We start from the raw sequence: 18,828 nt of genomic DNA, 5'->3' as shown, positions 1-18,828 counted from the left end.
GGTGGACGGAGACGACGAAAATGGAGAAAACGCTAGTGGAGAACGAGACCCACTACGCCGAGGCCGTCATTGACAACGGTTCCTTCGGCACCCGCACCATCCGCTTCGAGACGGGCCGTCTGGCCCGCCAGGCCGCCGGCTCCGCCGTTGCCTACCTGGACGACGACACGATGGTGCTTTCCGCGACCACCGCGTCGAAGAAGCCCAAGGACCAGCTCGACTTCTTCCCCCTCACGGTGGACGTCGAGGAGCGCCAGTACGCGGCCGGCAAGATCCCCGGATCCTTCTTCCGCCGCGAGGGCCGCCCCTCCGAGGACGCGATCCTCACCTGCCGCCTGATCGACCGCCCGCTGCGCCCGTCCTTCAAGAAGGGCCTGCGCAACGAGATCCAGGTCGTCGCCACGATCATGGCGCTCAACCCGGACCACCTGTACGACGTCATCGCGATCAACGCCGCGTCCGCGTCCACCCAGCTGGCCGGTCTGCCCTTCTCCGGCCCGATCGGCGGCGTCCGCGTCGCGCTGATCCGCGGCCAGTGGGTGGCCTTCCCGACGCACACCGAGCTCGAGGACGCCGTCTTCGACATGGTCGTCGCGGGCCGCGTCCTGGAGGACGGCGACGTCGCGATCATGATGGTCGAGGCCGAGGCCACCGAGAAGACCATCGCCCTGGTCAAGGGCGGCGCCGAGGCGCCGACCGAGGAGGTCGTGGCCGCCGGTCTCGACGCCTCGAAGCCCTTCATCAAGGTCCTCTGCAAGGCCCAGGCCGACCTGGCCGCCAAGGCCGCCAAGCCCGAGGGCGAGTTCCCGGTCTTCCTGGACTACCAGGACGACGTGTACGAGGCCCTCTCGGCCGCCGTCAAGGGCGAGCTCTCCCAGGCGCTGACCATCCCGGGCAAGCAGGACCGCGAGGCCGAGCTGGACCGCGTCAAGGAGCTTGCCGCCGAGAAGCTCCTCCCGGCCTTCGAAAGCCGCGAGAAGGAGATCTCCGCCGCCTACCGCAGCCTGACCAAGGCCCTGGTGCGCGAGCGCGTCATCAAGGACAAGGTCCGCATCGACGGCCGCGGGATCACGGACATCCGTACCCTCGCCGCCGAGGTCGAGGCCATCCCGCGCGTGCACGGCTCGGCGCTGTTCGAGCGTGGCGAGACCCAGATCCTGGGCGTCACCACCCTGAACATGCTCCGCATGGAGCAGCAGCTGGACACCCTCTCCCCGGTGACCCGCAAGCGCTACATGCACAACTACAACTTCCCGCCGTACTCCGTCGGTGAGACCGGCCGCGTGGGCTCGCCCAAGCGCCGCGAGATCGGCCACGGCGCGCTCGCCGAGCGCGCGATCGTGCCGGTCCTCCCGACCCGCGAGGAGTTCCCCTACGCGATCCGTCAGGTGTCCGAGGCCCTCGGCTCCAACGGTTCGACGTCCATGGGCTCGGTCTGCGCCTCCACCATGTCGCTGCTGAACGCCGGTGTGCCCCTCAAGGCCCCCGTCGCCGGTATCGCCATGGGTCTGATCTCGCAGGAGATCGACGGGAAGACGCACTACGTCGCCCTCACCGACATCCTCGGTGCGGAGGACGCCTTCGGCGACATGGACTTCAAGGTCGCCGGCACCAAGGAGTTCGTGACCGCGCTCCAGCTGGACACCAAGCTGGACGGCATCCCGGCCTCCGTCCTGGCCGCGGCCCTCAAGCAGGCCCGCGACGCCCGCCTCCACATCCTCGACGTGATGATGGAAGCGATCGACACGCCGGACGCGATGTCCCCGTTCGCCCCCCGGATCATCACCGTCAAGATCCCGGTGGACAAGATCGGTGAGGTCATCGGCCCCAAGGGCAAGATGATCAACCAGATCCAGGAGGACACCGGCGCCGAGATCACGATCGAGGACGACGGCACCATCTACATCGGTGCCTCCGACGGCCCGGCCGCCGAGGCCGCCCGCGCCACGATCAACCAGATCGCCAACCCGACCATGCCGGAGGTCGGCGAGCGCTACCTGGGTACGGTCGTCAAGACCACCACCTTCGGTGCCTTCGTCTCCCTCATGCCCGGCAAGGACGGCCTGCTGCACATCTCGCAGATCCGCAAGCTCGCCGGTGGCAAGCGCGTGGAGAACGTCGAGGACGTGCTCGCGGTCGGCACCAAGGTCCAGGTGGAGATCGCCGAGATCGACTCGCGCGGCAAGCTCTCCCTGATCCCCGTGATCGACGGCGAGGCAGCCGGCGACGACGCTGACAAGGACGACTCCGACAAGTGATGTCGCGTAGTTCCCGTGTGACGGCCCGCCCCTCTTCGGAGGGGCGGGCCGTCGCCCGTACCCAAACCCTTCTCCAGGGGCAGAACGGCATCGGCACCGTCCGGCGCACCGTCCTGCCCGGCGGACTGCGCATCGTCACCGAGACGCTGCCCTCCGTCCGCTCCGCCACATTCGGCATCTGGGCGCACGTGGGCTCCCGCGACGAGACGCCGACGCTCAACGGTGCCACGCACTACCTGGAGCACCTCCTCTTCAAGGGCACGCACAAGCGCAGCGCCCTCGACATCTCCTCCGCGATCGACGCGGTCGGCGGCGAGATGAACGCCTTCACGGCGAAGGAGTACACCTGCTACTACGCACGCGTGCTCGACACCGATCTGCCGCTGGCCATCGACGTGGTCTGCGACATGCTGACCGGCTCGCTGATCCGCGAGGAGGACGTCGACGCCGAGCGCGGAGTCATCCTCGAAGAGATCGCGATGACCGAGGACGACCCGGGCGACATGGTCCACGACCTGTTCGCGCAGACCATGTACGGGGACACCCCCCTGGGCCGTCCCGTCCTCGGCACCGTCGACACGATCAACGCGCTCGGCGCCGACCGGATCCGCCGCTTCTACAAGAAGCACTACGACCCGACCCACCTGGTCGTGGCCGCGGCCGGGAACGTCGACCACAACAAGGTCGTACGGCAGGTCCGCGCGGCCTTCGAGAAGGCCGGGGCGCTGACCCGCACCGATGCCGAGCCGATCGGCCCGCGCACCGGAACCAAGCGCATCCGCACCTCCGGCCGCGTCGACCTGGTGAACCGCAAGACCGAGCAGGCCCACGTGGTCCTCGGCATGCCCGGCCTCGCCCGCACCGACGAGCGCCGCTGGGCCCTGGGCGTACTGAACACCGCCCTCGGCGGCGGCATGTCCTCCCGGCTCTTCCAGGAGGTCCGGGAGAAGCGCGGCCTGGCCTACAGCGTGTACTCGTACACCTCCGGCTTCGCCGACACCGGCCTCTTCGGCGTGTACGCGGGCTGCCGGCCCAGCCAGGTCCACGACGTGCTCCGGATCTGCCGCGACGAACTCGACAAGGTCGCCTCCGACGGGATCAGCGACGACGAGATCAAGCGGGCCATCGGCCAGCTCTCCGGCTCCACCGTCCTCGGCCTGGAGGACACCGGCGCGATCATGAACCGCATCGGCAAGAGCGAGCTGTGCTGGGGCGACCAGATGTCCGTCGACGACATGCTGGCCCGGATCGCCTCCGTGACCCCGGACGAGGTCCGCTCGGTCGCGCAGGATGTACTGGCCCAGCGTCCCTCGCTCGCGGTGATCGGCCCCCTGAAGGAAAAGCAGGCCGCCCGCCTCGACGAAGTGGTCGCCTAGCTCCGTGCGCAGGTAAGCCTGTGCTGAATTAAGGACACGAAAATGAGCAAGCTGCGCGTGGCAGTCCTCGGCGCTCAGGGCCGCATCGGCGCCGAGGCCGTCAAGGCGGTCGAAGCCGCCGAGGACATGGAGCTGGTCGCGGCCCTCGGCCGCGGCGACAAGCTGGAGACGCTGGCCGAGGCCGGCGCCCAGGTCGCGGTCGAGCTGACCACCCCCGCCTCGGTGATGGGGAACCTGGACTTCCTCATCCGCCACGGCATCCACGCGGTGGTCGGTACCACCGGCTGGACCGAGGACCGCCTCGCGCAGCTGAACACCTGGCTGGACGGCTCCCCGGAGACCGGTGTGCTCATCGCCCCGAACTTCTCCATCGGCGCCGTCCTCACCATGAAGTTCGCCGCCCAGGCCGCCCGCTACTTCGAGTCCGTCGAGGTCGTCGAGCTGCACCACCCGAACAAGGTCGACGCCCCCTCCGGCACGGCGACCCGCACGGCCCAGCTCATCGCGGCCGCTCGCGCCGAGGCGGGCTGCGCCCCGCAGCCCGACGCCACCGCCACCGCCCTCGACGGGGCCCGCGGCGCCGACGTCGACGGGGTCCCCGTGCACGCCATCCGCCTGCGCGGCCTGCTGGCCCACCAGGAGGTCCTCCTCGGCGGCGAGGGCGAGACCCTGACCATCCGTCACGACTCCCTGCACCACAGCAGCTTCATGCCGGGCATCCTGCTCGGTACGCGCCGCGTCGTGCGGACCCCCGGCCTCACCTTCGGCCTCGAACACTTCCTCGACCTGGGCTGAGCCATGCGCGCGAAGATCACGTACTTCCTCACGGCCGCCGTCCTGGCCGTCTACTTCGTCCTGGCCGGCAGCCGGGGCCTGCTGCTGATCCAGCAGGGCACCTGGCTGACCGTCACCTTCGGTGTGGCGGTGCTGATCCTGCCCGTCATCGGCGTGTGGTTCCTCTGGATGAACACCCGCTTCGTCACGAAGGCCAACCGGCTCGCGACCGAGCTGGAGGCGGAGGGGGCGCTGCCCGTCGACGAACTGGAGCGGGACCAGTACGGCCGGATCCTGCGGGACTCCGCCGACGAGGTCTTCGCGCGCCGCAAGGCCGAGACGGAGGACGCGCCGGGGGACTGGCGCAGCTGGTTCCGCCTCGCCGTCGCCTACCACGACGCCCGCGACACCCCGCGGGCCCGCAAGGCCATGCAGCGGGCCATCGCCCTGCACGACAAGAAGCCCGTACAGGTCTGATCCCCGTACGGGCTCGCTGTCCTGACTCTGTTCCGGCCGGCCTGTGGTTCAGGCGGGCAGGGGCCGGTACTCGTCGGCCCAGGCCTCGACCGCGTCCGCGGCCCGGTCGAAGGCCTCGGTCCGGGACAGGAAGTCGGCGTTGTGGTCGGTCAGCAGCACCGGCAGTTCCGCTCCGCCGCGCCCGGCCACCGTCAGCGCCTGCCCCTGTACGGTCCTCGGCAGCCCGAGCCAGCGCACGGGCTGCTGGACCGTGCGGACCTCGCCGATCTCGCTCCACGCGATCGAGCGGGTCCTGAAGAACCCGACCCGGCGCAGCCCCGTACGGTTCACCCAGACGCCCGCGCGCAGTATCTGCACGGCGGCTCCGACGACGGCGAGCGCGGCGGCCAGGCAGCCTGCTGCGCCCGCCCAGGTACCCGCGAAGGCGATGATCATCGTGGCCAGCAGCATGAAGGCCGACAGCAGGAGCAGCATCGCGGCGATGGCCACGCGCCAGGGACCGGGCCGATAGGGCCGTCGCCAGCGGTCCCGGTCGTCGTGGGCCAGTACCTCGTCGCCGGCGTCATCCGTGTCGAAGACGCCGTCGGCCGTCAGGAAGGGCAGGGGCACGGCTGGACCTCACTCACATGCACGTTCGGTTGGGCTGTGCCCGTGAGGCTACCGCCCCTCGGACGCCTCCGACTGCTGCGACTTCTCGGATGCCTTGCTCGGCTGCAGTGCGGGCATACCGAAGAGCAGCGAGCCGACGAGCCCCGCCACCACGGTCAGTCCGACCAGACTACGGGCGGCGATCTGGGTCTTGCTCAGACTCTCGCGCGGCGGCGGAGTGACGTTACTGCGGAATCGGTCGGCCTCGGCGACGAAGGCGAACGGGACGGGTTCGCGCCGGCGGAACATGGAGCGACTCTCCTCACGGTCAGGGCCCTTGGGGCGGTGGTGGCGTGGTGGCGGGGGTGTGCGTGCTTCTGCTGAGTAGGACGTACGAGTCACCCGATCGGTGCCGGAATTCGGGACATTAGCCAAAATTTATGGCGCTGCGTCAGCTGCCCGGGCGGCCGTGTGCGGGGGAGCGCGGCGGGGAGTGCCTCCGGGAGGGAGTCTGCACGGCGGGCGGTGGAGGGCGACGTAGAGTGGGCGCGCCCCAGGTAACGCACGTTTGGAAGGACCCCCGGTGAGCGAGACCGCCGCTTCAGATCTGAAACCCAGCTTCCGCAGTGATGTGACGGTGGAGCTGGTGAAGCACTCCGCCGCCGACTCCGACGTGCTGTGGGCCGCCCGTGTGTCCACGGCCGGCGAGCAGTCGCTGGAGGAGCTGCAGAAGGACCCGGAGCGGTCCAAGGGGCTCATCAACTACCTGATGCGGGACCGCCACGGCAGCCCCTTCGAGCACAACTCGATGACCTTCTTCATCAGCGCACCGATCTTCGTCTTCCGCGAGTTCATGCGCCACCGCGTGGGCTGGTCCTACAACGAGGAATCGGGCCGCTACAGGGAGCTCCAGCCGGTCTTCTACGTCCCGGACGCCGAGCGCAAGCTCGTCCAGCAGGGCCGCCCCGGCAAGTACGTCTTCGTCGAGGGCACCGAGGCACAGCAGGAACTGACGGGCCGCGTCATGGAGGACTCCTACCGCCAGGCCTACGAGGCCTACCAGGAGATGCTCGCCGCGGGCGTGGCCCGCGAGGTTGCCCGTTCGGTCCTGCCGGTCGGTCTTTTCTCCTCCATGTACGCCACCTGCAACGCCCGCTCCCTCATGCACTTCCTCGGTCTGCGCACGCAGCACGAGCTCGCCGCGGTCCCGTCCTTCCCGCAGCGGGAGATCGAGATGGTCGGCGAGAAGATGGAGCAGCACTGGGCCACGCTCATGCCGCTCACGTACGCGGCCTTCAACGGCAACGGCCGCGTTGCCCCGTAAGGCCCGATACACCAGCGGCGTACTGATGTGCTGCGCCAAGTCCTAAGTGTCCGTATTGCGGCGTTTCGTAAAGTTCATCTAGGCTGATCAAACGGACCCGGCACTGCTTGAACCCCCGAGCAGGCAGTGCCGGTGTCCAACACTCTGTAGACGTCCCCCGAGGGGACACCGCGGGTATGGCAGCGAGTAGCGTGTTACCCATGGCTCCGATCTCGACTCCGCAGACCCCCTTCGGGCGGGTCCTCACCGCTATGATCACGCCGTTCACGGCGGACGGCGCACTCGACCTCGACGGCGCGCAGCGGCTCGCCGTCCACCTGGTGGACGCAGGCAACGACGGCCTGATCATCAATGGCACCACCGGTGAGTCGCCGACCACCACCGACGCGGAGAAAAACGATCTCGTACGAGCCGTACTCGAAGCAGTCGGAGACCGCGCCCACGTCGTCGCGGGCATCGGCACCAACGACACCCGGCACACCCTCGAGCTCGCCCGCCAGGCCGAGCGGACCGGCGCGCACGGCCTGCTGGCCGTGACCCCCTACTACAGCAAGCCGCCGCAGGAGGGCCTCTTCCGGCACTTCACGGCGATCGCCGACGCCACCGGGCTGCCGGTCATGCTCTACGACATCCCCGGCCGCAGTGGTGTCCCGATCGACACCGAAACCCTTGTCCGGCTGGCCGAGCATCCCCGTATCGTGGCCAACAAGGACGCCAAGGGCGACCTCGGCCGCGCCAGCTGGGGCATCGCGCAGAGCGGCCTGGCCTGGTACTCGGGTGACGACATGCTGAACCTGCCGCTCCTGTCGGTCGGCGCGACCGGCTTCGTCTCCGTGGTCGGCCACGTGGTCACCCCCGAGCTGCGCGCCATGCTGGAGGCCCACCTGGGCGGAGACGTCCAGAAGGCCGCCGAGATCCATCAGAAGCTGCTCCCGATCTTCACCGGCATGTTCCGTACCCAGGGTGTGATCACCACCAAGGGCGCGCTGAACCTGCAGGGCCTGCCCGCGGGCCCGCTGCGGCTCCCGCTGATCGAGCTGACCACCGAAGAGACGGCACAGCTCAAGATCGATCTTGCCGCCGGCGGGGTACAGCTCTGACAACAGACTTCACAAATGAATAAGCAAGACCGAAACAGACAACAGCAAGAGCACGAATGACATACACGCCACGTGCCTTCCGAGGTACGTGGCGTGTGTGGTGAGGAGACACTTTTGAGCCATCCGCATCCTGAACTCGGTCCGCCGCCGAAGCTGCCCAAGGGCGGCCTGCGGGTCACCCCTCTGGGTGGCCTCGGCGAGATCGGCCGCAACATGACCGTCTTCGAGTTCGACGGTCGCCTGCTGATCGTCGACTGCGGCGTCCTCTTCCCCGAGGAGGAGCAGCCGGGCATCGACCTGATCCTGCCGGACTTCACGTCCATCAGGGACCGGCTCGACGACATCGACGGCATCGTGCTCACGCACGGCCACGAGGACCACATCGGCGCCGTCCCCTACCTCCTCCGGGAGAAGCCGGACATCCCGCTGATCGGCTCCAAGCTGACGCTGGCCCTCATCGAGGCGAAGCTCCAGGAGCACCGCATCCGCCCCTACACCCTCGAGGTGAAGGAAGGCGAGCGCGAGAACCTGGGCCCCTTCGACTGCGAGTTCATCGCGGTCAACCACTCCATCCCGGACGCCCTGGCCGTGGCCATCCGTACCGGCGCCGGCATGGTCGTGTGCACCGGCGACTTCAAGATGGACCAGCTTCCGCTGGACAAGCGCCTCACCGACCTGCACGCTTTCGCGCGTCTGAGCGAAGAGGGCATCGACCTCCTCCTCTCGGACTCGACGAACGCCGAGGTCCCGGGCTTCGTCCCGCCCGAGCGCGAGATCTCCAACGTCCTGCGCACGGTCTTCGCGAACGCCCACAACCGGATCATCGTGGCGAGCTTTGCCAGCCACGTGCACCGCATCCAGCAGATCCTCGACGCCGCCCACGAGTACGGCCGCAGGGTCGCCTTCGTCGGCCGCTCGATGGTCCGCAACATGGGCATCGCCCGTGACCTGGGCTACCTGAGGGTCCCGCCGGGCCTCGTCGTGGACGTCAAGACCCTCGACGACCTGCCGGCCCACGAGGTCGTCCTGGTCTGCACGGGTTCCCAGGGCGAGCCGATGGCGGCCCTGTCCCGCATGGCCAACCGCGACCACCAGATCCGGATCGTCCCCGGCGACACCGTGATCCTGGCGTCGTCCCTGATCCCGGGCAACGAGAACGCGGTCTACCGCGTGATCAACGGCCTGACCCGCTGGGGCGCCAACGTCGTGCACAAGGGCAATGCCAAGGTGCACGTTTCCGGTCACGCCTCCGCGGGCGAGCTGCTGTACTTCTACAACATCTGCAAGCCGCGGAACCTGATGCCGGTCCACGGCGAATGGCGCCACCTGCGCGCCAACGCCGAGCTCGGTGCCATGACGGGCGTCCCCAAGGACCGCATCGTCATCGCCGAGGACGGCGTGGTCGTCGACCTGATCGACGGCAAGGCCCGGATCTCCGGCAAGGTCCAGGCCGGCTACGTGTACGTGGACGGCCTCTCGGTCGGCGACGTCACCGAGGTCCACCTCAAGGACCGCCGGATCCTCGGCGAAGAGGGCATCATCTCGGTCTACGTCGTGGTGGACAGCACCACGGGCAAGGTCGTCAGCGGCCCGAGCATCCAGGCCCGCGGCTCCGGCATCGAGGACTCCGCCTTCGCGGCCGTCCTGCCGAAGATCGAGGAAGCCATCGCCCGCGCCGGCGCCGACGGCGTGGCCGAGCCGCACCAGCTCCAGCAGCTCATCCGCCGCACGATGGGCAAGTGGGTCTCGGACGGCTACCGCCGCCGCCCGATGATCCTCCCGGTCGTCGTCGAGGTCTGACCCTCGCCGTAGCGACTTCACCGGAGCGGGGCAACCGGATTTGCATCCGGGGGCCCCGCTCCAGTACGTTTACGTCTCCACCCCGCACGACACCCCGGCACACACGTGTGCCCGGACCTGTCATGCGGGCGGGTGGGAATCATGACCCAGGGAGACCTGATAAAGTCTGATCCTCCCGAAAGGGAAAGGCCCTCCGAAGGCCATTGGAATTCCAATCCAGCCGACTTCTTCTCGAAGCAGGCACGGAAAAGAATCTGATAGAGTCGGACTCGCCGGAAAGGGAAACGCGAAAGCGGAAACCTGGAAAGCGAAACCCGCTTCGACCGGGAATCGGACACGAAAGAGTCTGATAGAGTCGGAAACGAAGAACGAAGCCCGGAGGAAAGCCCGAGAGGGTGAGTACAAAGGAAGCGTCCGTTCCTTGAGAACTCAACAGCGTGCCAAAAATCAACGCCAAAAGTTGATACCCCGTCCACTTCGGTGGATGAGGTTCCTTTGAAAAAGACCTGCGAGGCTTCCTTGTGGAGTGCTTGCAGGCAACAAACACAGCGAGGACGTTGTGGTCAGTCGGTCTTATTCCGACCAAGACTGGCCCGCTCTTTCGTGTGTGTGAACCCGATTACGGGTAAACATTCATGGAGAGTTTGATCCTGGCTCAGGACGAACGCTGGCGGCGTGCTTAACACATGCAAGTCGAACGATGAAGCCCTTCGGGGTGGATTAGTGGCGAACGGGTGAGTAACACGTGGGCAATCTGCCCTTCACTCTGGGACAAGCCCTGGAAACGGGGTCTAATACCGGATACCACTCCTGCCTGCATGGGCGGGGGTTGAAAGCTCCGGCGGTGAAGGATGAGCCCGCGGCCTATCAGCTTGTTGGTGGGGTAATGGCCCACCAAGGCGACGACGGGTAGCCGGCCTGAGAGGGCGACCGGCCACACTGGGACTGAGACACGGCCCAGACTCCTACGGGAGGCAGCAGTGGGGAATATTGCACAATGGGCGAAAGCCTGATGCAGCGACGCCGCGTGAGGGATGACGGCCTTCGGGTTGTAAACCTCTTTCAGCAGGGAAGAAGCGAAAGTGACGGTACCTGCAGAAGAAGCGCCGGCTAACTACGTGCCAGCAGCCGCGGTAATACGTAGGGCGCAAGCGTTGTCCGGAATTATTGGGCGTAAAGAGCTCGTAGGCGGCTTGTCACGTCGGATGTGAAAGCCCGAGGCTTAACCTCGGGTCTGCATTCGATACGGGCTAGCTAGAGTGTGGTAGGGGAGATCGGAATTCCTGGTGTAGCGGTGAAATGCGCAGATATCAGGAGGAACACCGGTGGCGAAGGCGGATCTCTGGGCCATTACTGACGCTGAGGAGCGAAAGCGTGGGGAGCGAACAGGATTAGATACCCTGGTAGTCCACGCCGTAAACGTTGGGAACTAGGTGTTGGCGACATTCCACGTCGTCGGTGCCGCAGCTAACGCATTAAGTTCCCCGCCTGGGGAGTACGGCCGCAAGGCTAAAACTCAAAGGAATTGACGGGGGCCCGCACAAGCAGCGGAGCATGTGGCTTAATTCGACGCAACGCGAAGAACCTTACCAAGGCTTGACATATACCGGAAAGCATTAGAGATAGTGCCCCCCTTGTGGTCGGTATACAGGTGGTGCATGGCTGTCGTCAGCTCGTGTCGTGAGATGTTGGGTTAAGTCCCGCAACGAGCGCAACCCTTGTCCTGTGTTGCCAGCATGCCCTTCGGGGTGATGGGGACTCACAGGAGACCGCCGGGGTCAACTCGGAGGAAGGTGGGGACGACGTCAAGTCATCATGCCCCTTATGTCTTGGGCTGCACACGTGCTACAATGGCCGGTACAATGAGCTGCGATACCGTGAGGTGGAGCGAATCTCAAAAAGCCGGTCTCAGTTCGGATTGGGGTCTGCAACTCGACCCCATGAAGTCGGAGTTGCTAGTAATCGCAGATCAGCATTGCTGCGGTGAATACGTTCCCGGGCCTTGTACACACCGCCCGTCACGTCACGAAAGTCGGTAACACCCGAAGCCGGTGGCCCAACCCGTAAGGGAGGGAGCTGTCGAAGGTGGGACTGGCGATTGGGACGAAGTCGTAACAAGGTAGCCGTACCGGAAGGTGCGGCTGGATCACCTCCTTTCTAAGGAGCACAGTACCGATTGCAGACAAATGTTCTGCACGGTCAGCTCATGGGTGGAACGTTGATTATTTGGCACGGTCTTCCAGATGGATCACGAGTACTGCTTCGGCGTGGAAAGTGACTCACTGACGGAGGGTCGTGCCTGGCACGTTGTTGGGTATCTGAAGGTACGGCCGTAAAGGTTGTGTCTTCGCGATGCCGGCCCCAGTGAACTTGTTCCTCTCGAGGTGCAGGGTGATGGGTGGCTGGTCGTTGCTTGAGAACTACACAGTGGACGCGAGCATCTGTGGCCAAGTTTTTAAGGGCACACGGTGGATGCCTTGGCACCAGGAACCGATGAAGGACGTGAGAGGCCGCGATAGGCCCCGGGGAGCTGCCAACTGAGCTTTGATCCGGGGGTGTCCGAATGGGGAAACCCGGCAGTCGTCATGGGCTGTCACCCACTGCTGAACACATAGGCAGTGTGGAGGGAACGAGGGGAAGTGAAACATCTCAGTACCCTCAGGAAGAGAAAACAACCGTGATTCCGGGAGTAGTGGCGAGCGAAACCGGATGAGGCCAAACCGTATGCGTGTGATACCCGGCAGGGGTTGCGCATGCGGGGTTGTGGGAATTCTTTTGATCGGTCTGCCGGCCGGTCGGCGAGTCAGAAACCGTTGATGTAGTCGAAGGACATGCGAAAGGTCCGGCGTAGAGGGTAAGACCCCCGTAGACGAAACATCAGCGGCTTGCTTAAGAATCTCCCAAGTAGCACGGGGCCCGAGAAATCCCGTGTGAATCTGGCGGGACCACCCGCTAAGCCTAAATATTCCCTGGTGACCGATAGCGGATAGTACCGTGAGGGAATGGTGAAAAGTACCGCGGGAGCGGAGTGAAATAGTACCTGAAACCGTGTGCCTACAAGCCGTGGGAGCGTCGCCGTTGTTCTTCGGAACAACGGTCGTGACTGCGTGCCTTTTGAAGAATGAGCCTGCGAGTTAGCGGTGTGTAGCGAGGTTAACCCGTGTGGGGAAGCCGTAGCGAAAGCGAGTCCGAATAGGGCGATTGAGTTGCACGCTCTAGACCCGAAGCGGAGTGATCTAGCCATGGGCAGGTTGAAGCGGAGGTAAGACTTCGTGGAGGACCGAACCCACCAGGGTTGAAAACCTGGGGGATGACCTGTGGTTAGGGGTGAAAGGCCAATCAAACTCCGTGATAGCTGGTTCTCCCCGAAATGCATTTAGGTGCAGCGTCGTGTGTTTCTTGCCGGAGGTAGAGCACTGGATAGGCGATGGGCCCTACCGGGTTACTGACCTTAGCCAAACTCCGAATGCCGGTAAGTGAGAGCACGGCAGTGAGACTGTGGGGGATAAGCTCCATGGTCGAGAGGGAAACAGCCCAGAGCATCGACTAAGGCCCCTAAGCGTACGCTAAGTGGGAAAGGATGTGGAGTCGCAGAGACAACCAGGAGGTTGGCTTAGAAGCAGCCACCCTTGAAAGAGTGCGTAATAGCTCACTGGTCAAGTGATTCCGCGCCGACAATGTAGCGGGGCTCAAGCGTACCGCCGAAGTCGTGTCATTGCAGCAATAGGGCCAACGCCCGCTGTGATGGGTAGGGGAGCGTCGTGTGCCGGGTGAAGCAGCAGCGGAAGCTAGTTGTGGACGGTTCACGAGTGAGAATGCAGGCATGAGTAGCGATACACACGTGAGAAACGTGTGCGCCGATTGACTAAGGGTTCCTGGGTCAAGCTGATCTGCCCAGGGTAAGTCGGGACCTAAGGCGAGGCCGACAGGCGTAGTCGATGGACAACCGGTTGATATTCCGGTACCCGCTTTGAAACGCCCAATATCGAATCCTCTAATGCTAAGGCCGTGAAGCCGTTCCGGACCCTTCGGGGAAAGGAAAGTGGTGGAGCCGCCGATCCAAGGTGGTAGTAGGTAAGCGATGGGGTGACGCAGGAAGGTAGTCCAGCCCGGGCGGTGGTAGTCCCGGGGTAAGGGTGTAGGCCGAGGGGTAGGCAAATCCGTCCCTCATTAAGGCTGAGACCTGATGCCGAGCCGATTGTGGTGAAGTGGATGATCCTATGCTGTCGAGAAAAGCCTCTAGCGAGTTTCATGGCGGCCCGTACCCTAAACCGACTCAGGTGGTCAGGTAGAGAATACCGAGGCGTTCGGGTGAACTATGGTTAAGGAACTCGGCAAAATGCCCCCGTAACTTCGGGAGAAGGGGGGCCATCACTGGTGAGAGGACTTGCTCCTTGAGCTGGGGGTGGCCGCAGAGACCAGCGAGAAGCGACTGTTTACTAAAAACACAGGTCCGTGCGAAGCCGTAAGGCGATGTATACGGACTGACGCCTGCCCGGTGCTGGAACGTTAAGGGGACCGGTTAGTCACATTTCGGTGTGGCGAAGCTGAGAACTTAAGCGCCAGTAAACGGCGGTGGTAACTATAACCATCCTAAGGTAGCGAAATTCCTTGTCGGGTAAGTTCCGACCTGCACGAATGGCGTAACGACTTCTCGACTGTCTCAACCATAGGCCCGGTGAAATTGCACTACGAGTAAAGATGCTCGTTTCGCGCAGCAGGACGGAAAGACCCCGGGACCTTTACTATAGTTTGATATTGGTGTTCGGTTCGGCTTGTGTAGGATAGGTGGGAGACTTTGAAGCAGCCACGCCAGTGGTTGTGGAGTCGCCGTTGAAATACCACTCTGGTCGTGCTGGATGTCTAACCTCGGTCCGTGATCCGGATCAGGGACAGTGTCTGATGGGTAGTTTAACTGGGGCGGTTGCCTCCCAAAGGGTAACGGAGGCGCCCAAAGGTTCCCTCAGCCTGGTTGGCAATCAGGTGTTGAGTGTAAGTGCACAAGGGAGCTTGACTGTGAGACCGACGGGTCGAGCAGGGACGAAAGTCGGGACTAGTGATCCGGCGGTGGCTTGTGGAAGCGCCGTCGCTCAACGGATAAAAGGTACCCCGGGGATAACAGGCTGATCTTCCCCAAGAGTCCATATCGACGGGATGGTTTGGCACCTCGATGTCGGCTCGTCGCATCCTGGGGCTGGAGTCGGTCCCAAGGGTTGGGCTGTTCGCCCATTAAAGCGGTACGCGAGCTGGGTTTAGAACGTCGTGAGACAGTTCGGTCCCTATCCGCTGTGCGCGTAGGAATATTGAGAAGGGCTGTCCCTAGTACGAGAGGACCGGGACGGACGAACCTCTGGTGTGCCAGTTGTCCTGCCAAGGGCATGGCTGGTTGGCTACGTTCGGGAGGGATAACCGCTGAAAGCATCTAAGCGGGAAGCCTGCTTCAAGATGAGTATTCCCACCTCCTTGAGAGGGTAAGGCTCCCAGTAGACGACTGGGTTGATAGGCCAGATGTGGAAGCCCGGTAACGGGTGAAGCTGACTGGTACTAATAGGCCGAGGGCTTGTCCTCAGTTGCTCGCGTCCACTGTGTTAGTTCTGAAGTAACGAACCGTGTCCATGCCCGGTTGGTTAACTTCATAGTGTTTCGGTGGTCATAGCGTTAGGGAAACGCCCGGTTACATTCCGAACCCGGAAGCTAAGCCTTTCAGCGCCGATGGTACTGCAGGGGGGACCCTGTGGGAGAGTAGGACGCCGCCGAACAACCCGCCCTTTTAGCTCAGTCGGTAGAGCGTCTCCATGGTAAGGAGAAGGTCAACGGTTCGATTCCGTTAAAGGGCTCCAAATGAAAAGGCCCCCGCCTCTTGGCGGGGGCCTTTTTGCGTTCACGGCCGTCAGTAGTAGCTGGTCTCGCCGTCGAGCAGTTCGCGGATCGAGTCCAGGTGGCCGGCGTGGCGGGCCGTCTCCTCAATCATGTGGAGCAGCATCCAGCGCAGGGAGGCGGCGCCCGCCTTGAACTCGGTATTGCGTCCGGTGTCGTCCAGGGTGTGCGCCGCGATGATCTCGTTGGACAGGGTGCACTGGCGGTCGTACTCCTCCAGGAGCTGCGCCAGCGGGGTGTCGTCGACCATGAAGTCCTCGTCCTCCTGGCCCACGAACTGGGGGCCGGTGGCCGGGCGGTCCAGGAAGAGGACTTCGAACCAGCACTGTTCGGTCCACCGCAGGTGGGATATCAGGCCGGCCGCGGTCATCAGTGGTGAAGAGGGGAGGACGGGGCGGTGGGCGTCCGCCTCGGAGAGGCCTTCGCATTTCCACTGGACGATCGAGCGCTGCATGTCCAGCCAGCCGAGGAGCTGGGTGCGTTCGTCCGCGGTGTACTCAGGGCGGGTGCGTGAGAAGGGCATGACAGCAGACCCTAGGGCGGGCCCTTGGTGGCCGCACCCGGATTTCAGTCGCCCTCGCGCTGCTGCGGCACCCGGAAGGCGAGGATCGCCATGTCGTCCGAGGCCGGTTCGGCCGCGAAGCGCTCCACCGCGCGCAGGACGCGTGAGGCGACCGCCCCGGCGGTGAGGCCCGTGCAGGTGGTGAGCACCTCGGTGAGGCCGTCGTCGCCGAGCATGCGCGTGCCCTCACGGCGCTCGGTCACGCCGTCGGTGACGCAGAGCAGGACATCGCCCGGGTCGAGGGTGAGGGTCTGCTCGTAGAGCTCGAGGTCCTCCAGCACGCCGAGCAGGGGCTGCGGGTCCGCGGCCGGGACGACCTCGCCGGTGGGGCGCAGGCGCAGGGGGAGCGGGTGGCCGGCGCAGACGACCTTCATCAGGGCTCCGCCGTCGGGCTGCGGGTGGAGCTCGCCGTAGAGGAGCGTGAGGAAACGGCTGCGGGCGCCCTCGTCGAGGATGGCGGCGTTGAGACGCTCCAGGACGGCCGGGCCGCCGAGGCCCTCGCGGGCCAGCAGGCGCAGGGCGTGCCGGGCGAGGCCGGTGACCGCGGCCGCTTCGGGGCCGGTGCCGCAGACGTCGCCGATGGCGAAGCCGTACACGCCGTCGCGGATGGGGAAGACGTCGTAGAAGTCGCCGCCCACCTCGTTGCCCTCGCCGGCGGCGCGGTAGATGACCTCGACCTCCATCCCGGGGATGGCGGGTGAGCCGGGCGGCAGCAGGCTGCGCTGGAGGGAGCGGCTGATGGCAGTGCGCTCGGAGTAGAGGCGGGCGTTGTCCAGGGCGAGGGCGGCTCGCCGGGAGAGGTCCTCCGCGAGTTCGAGGATCTCCTGGCGGAAGTGTTCCTCGCTGGGCTTGCCGAGGGTGAGCATGCCGATCACGCGGTTGCGGGCGAGGAGGGGCAGTACGACCGTCTCGCCGCCGACGGCGAGGGCCGTCTCCGGCCAGGGGCGGGCGCCGGCCTCGCGGACCGGTTCGGGCGGGCTGACCCGGGAGAGGAGGGCCTTGAGGCCGTCGATGCGCTCCTCGTCCTCGTGCAGGACGTAGGAGAGGTACGGGTCCGAGGCCGGGTCGGCGATCGTGTAGACGGCGCACCAGGTGGCGAGGGTCGGGACGGTCATCTGGGCCATGAGGGCCAGGGTCTGGTCCCGGTCGAGGGTGCCGGCCAGCAGGTCGGAGGCCTCGACGAGGAAGGACAGGGAGCCGCGGCGCAGTCGTTCGAGTTCGCCGAGGCGGGCGGATTCGACGGCGAGGGCGATCCGGTCGGCGGCGAACTGGAGGCGCAGGGCCTCTTCGTTGGAGTAGCGGCCGGGGACTTCGGTGGCGACGCCGAGGGAGCCCGTGAGCCGGCCTTCGACCTTGAGCGGGACGGTGACCACGGAGCGCATGCCGGTCGCCTCGAGGAGCGGGACGGCTCCGGGGACGGCGGCGAGGTCGTCGTGGACGGCGGGCATCCGGGCGGAGCCGTACCGGTTGGTGCCGGCTTCCACGGGGACGCGGGCGAAGCGCTGGCGGGTGGAGGGCAGGCCGGTGGTGGCGCGGACCTCCAGCTCGGTCTCGTCGTCGGTGGCCAGCAGCAGGAAGGCGGCATCGGCGTCGAGGAGGTCGCGGGCGCGTTCGACGGTGCGCTGGAGGAGGCCGTCGAGGTCGTCGGGGGCGGGGGAGCCGATGAAGACCTCGAAGGGGTCCGGGCGGGACTCGGTGAGGTGGGCTCCGTCGGCGGGGACCCGTACGGGGGTCTGGAGCAGGGCGCGTTCGTCGTCGTGGACGAGGAGGCAGACGATGGACGGCTCGCCGTGGGCGTCGCGGACCCGCAGGTGGGAGGCGTAGACGGGGATGACGCGGCCGTCGGCGCCGCGGAGGCCGTAGCTGCCTTCCCAGCGGGACAGCCGCAGGGCCTCGGCGATGCCGGTGCCGGTGCCGGGGGTCTGCGGCCAGGCGGCGAGCTCGGCGAGCGGGCGGCCCACGGCCTTCTCGGCGGGGTAGCCGAAGATGTGCTCGGCGTCCTCGTTCCAGGCGGAGACGGAGTCGGAGGCGTCGATCTGGAGGACGGCGACGCGGACCCGGCTGTCGGCTAGGGGGAGCAGCCGGTCGGGGACGAGGGGGCCCGCGGAGCGGGTACCGACCGGCCGGTCTGGGAGGTCGAGGCGGAACCACACGTGCTTGTGGGTGGCGGTGTACTCGACGCCCCAGCGGGTGGCGAGGGCGGCGCAGAGCATCAGCCCGCGGCCGTTCTCGCGGTCGGGGTCGGCGTACGGGCGCTCGCCGGGGTGCTGGAGGGGGAGTTCGCGCTCCGGGTACCGGTCGGCGACCTCGACCCGTACGCCGTCCTCGGCGCGCAGGCACAGGACCTCGGCCCGGGTTCCGGCATGGACCACGGCATTGGTGACGAGCTCGCTGGTGAGGACCACCGCGTCGTCGACGATGTCCGCGAAGCCCCAGCCTTGCAGGGTGTCGCGGACGAATGCGCGAGCGGCGGCGACCGAGCGCCCGAGGGGATCGAACGTGGCAGCCGCCCGTGCCGTGATCACGAGTCTCCTTCGACGCGGTTGGACATCGAGTGCCAGGTTACTTACCTTCGCGGTCGGCATGTTGCCGTCGTCGGGGATTCCACCCGCAGGGTACGGCCGGTGTGCGATGGTGCCGAAGTGTTATGGCCGGGTTCGGCCAGGGTGAAACACTGGGCAGGCTTGGAGAG

The 18,828-nt window shown here is 65.8% G+C and carries 11 protein-coding genes, 1 tRNA gene and 3 rRNA genes; 11 read left to right on the top strand and 4 right to left on the bottom strand.

All coding sequences use genetic code 11. The features are described from left to right. Nucleotides 1–35 precede the first annotated feature (35 nt). Genes OG447_RS30620 through OG447_RS30605 form a run of 4 tightly spaced genes read left to right on the top strand, consistent with a single transcriptional unit; the run spans nt 36 to nt 4,885 of the window. Entirely contained in the window at nt 36–2,258 is a 2,223-nt protein-coding gene (locus OG447_RS30620) for a polyribonucleotide nucleotidyltransferase (RefSeq protein WP_266940980.1), read from the top strand. Continuing rightward, on the top strand, nt 2,255–3,634 hold the full coding sequence (locus tag OG447_RS30615; RefSeq protein ID WP_266940732.1) for a pitrilysin family protein: 1,380 nt from the start codon (nt 2,255–2,257) through the stop codon (nt 3,632–3,634). Before OG447_RS30620 ends, OG447_RS30615 begins: the two co-directional genes overlap by 4 nt. A 42-nt stretch (nt 3,635–3,676) precedes the next feature. Then, nucleotides 3,677–4,429 (top strand): 4-hydroxy-tetrahydrodipicolinate reductase, encoded by a 753-nt coding sequence (dapB, locus tag OG447_RS30610; protein WP_266940731.1) that lies wholly within the window; start codon nt 3,677–3,679, stop codon nt 4,427–4,429. Between the two features lie 3 nt (nt 4,430–4,432). Continuing rightward, nucleotides 4,433–4,885 carry a hypothetical protein gene (locus tag OG447_RS30605; RefSeq protein ID WP_266940729.1) on the top strand — a complete coding sequence of 151 codons (453 nt, stop codon included), beginning with the start codon at nt 4,433–4,435 and terminating at the stop codon, nt 4,883–4,885. 48 nt (nt 4,886–4,933) lie between these two features. Here the strand turns inward: OG447_RS30605 and OG447_RS30600 are convergent, their stop codons facing one another. Together OG447_RS30600 and OG447_RS30595 are read right to left on the bottom strand one after the other, a co-directional pair. Next, a complete protein-coding gene (locus tag OG447_RS30600; protein ID WP_266940727.1) occupies nt 4,934–5,494 on the bottom strand; it encodes a PH domain-containing protein in 561 nt (186 codons plus the stop codon). Between the two features lie 48 nt (nt 5,495–5,542). Then, nucleotides 5,543–5,782: a hypothetical protein gene (locus tag OG447_RS30595; RefSeq protein WP_266940725.1), complete on the bottom strand. Its 240-nt coding sequence runs from the start codon at nt 5,780–5,782 to the stop codon at nt 5,543–5,545. A gap of 274 nt (nt 5,783–6,056) precedes the next feature. On the opposite strand from OG447_RS30595, the gene thyX reads away from it, so the two are divergent. The 7 genes from thyX (at nt 6,057) to OG447_RS30560 (ending at nt 15,537) form a co-directional block, all read left to right on the top strand. Then, nucleotides 6,057–6,797 (top strand): FAD-dependent thymidylate synthase, encoded by a 741-nt coding sequence (gene thyX / locus OG447_RS30590; protein ID WP_266940724.1) that lies wholly within the window; start codon nt 6,057–6,059, stop codon nt 6,795–6,797. A 200-nt stretch (nt 6,798–6,997) separates the two neighbouring features. Further along, on the top strand, nt 6,998–7,897 hold the full coding sequence (gene dapA, locus OG447_RS30585) for a 4-hydroxy-tetrahydrodipicolinate synthase (protein WP_266940723.1): 900 nt from the start codon (nt 6,998–7,000) through the stop codon (nt 7,895–7,897). 114 nt (nt 7,898–8,011) lie between these two features. After that, complete coding sequence (locus OG447_RS30580) at nt 8,012–9,697, top strand: ribonuclease J (protein ID WP_266940721.1); 1,686 nt, start codon at nt 8,012–8,014, stop codon at nt 9,695–9,697. A 632-nt stretch (nt 9,698–10,329) separates the two neighbouring features. Continuing rightward, nucleotides 10,330–11,854 (top strand): 16S ribosomal RNA (locus OG447_RS30575). Between the two features lie 288 nt (nt 11,855–12,142). Next, nucleotides 12,143–15,265 (top strand): 23S ribosomal RNA (locus OG447_RS30570). Nucleotides 15,266–15,339: 74 nt separating this feature from the next. Beyond that, nucleotides 15,340–15,456 (top strand): 5S ribosomal RNA (rrf, locus tag OG447_RS30565). Together the 16S, 23S and 5S rRNA genes with 1 tRNA gene alongside form the textbook arrangement of a ribosomal RNA operon. A 5-nt stretch (nt 15,457–15,461) precedes the next feature. Next, nucleotides 15,462–15,537: transfer RNA gene (locus OG447_RS30560), tRNA-Thr, on the top strand. A 50-nt stretch (nt 15,538–15,587) separates the two neighbouring features. Here OG447_RS30560 and OG447_RS30555 read toward each other — a convergent pair. Together OG447_RS30555 and OG447_RS30550 are read right to left on the bottom strand one after the other, a co-directional pair. Next, nucleotides 15,588–16,097 (bottom strand): DinB family protein, encoded by a 510-nt coding sequence (locus OG447_RS30555; RefSeq protein ID WP_266940719.1) that lies wholly within the window; start codon nt 16,095–16,097, stop codon nt 15,588–15,590. Between the two features lie 44 nt (nt 16,098–16,141). Then, nucleotides 16,142–18,721 (bottom strand): SpoIIE family protein phosphatase, encoded by a 2,580-nt coding sequence (locus OG447_RS30550; protein WP_266940718.1) that lies wholly within the window; start codon nt 18,719–18,721, stop codon nt 16,142–16,144. Between the last annotated feature and the right edge of the window lie 107 nt (nt 18,722–18,828).

It is taken from the genome of Streptomyces sp. NBC_01408 (assembly GCF_026340255.1).
Taxonomy (GTDB): domain Bacteria; phylum Actinomycetota; class Actinomycetes; order Streptomycetales; family Streptomycetaceae; genus Streptomyces.
Note: the sequence above shows the minus strand (reverse complement) of the source record. Positions and strands in the feature narration are given on the sequence as shown.

Bases quoted from the DNA above. Each gene is read 5' to 3' on its own strand.
- dapB (WP_266940731.1), top strand. From the start codon at position 3,677: ATGAGCAAGCTGCGCGTGGCAGTCCTCGGCGCTCAGGGCCGCATCGGC.
- OG447_RS30605 (WP_266940729.1), top strand. From the start codon at position 4,433: ATGCGCGCGAAGATCACGTACTTCCTCACGGCCGCCGTCCTGGCCGTC.
- OG447_RS30595 (WP_266940725.1), bottom strand. From the start codon at position 5,782: ATGTTCCGCCGGCGCGAACCCGTCCCGTTCGCCTTCGTCGCCGAGGCC.
- dapA (WP_266940723.1), top strand. From the start codon at position 6,998: ATGGCTCCGATCTCGACTCCGCAGACCCCCTTCGGGCGGGTCCTCACC.
- OG447_RS30555 (WP_266940719.1), bottom strand. From the start codon at position 16,097: ATGCCCTTCTCACGCACCCGCCCTGAGTACACCGCGGACGAACGCACC.
- OG447_RS30550 (WP_266940718.1), bottom strand. From the start codon at position 18,721: ATGCCGACCGCGAAGGTAAGTAACCTGGCACTCGATGTCCAACCGCGT.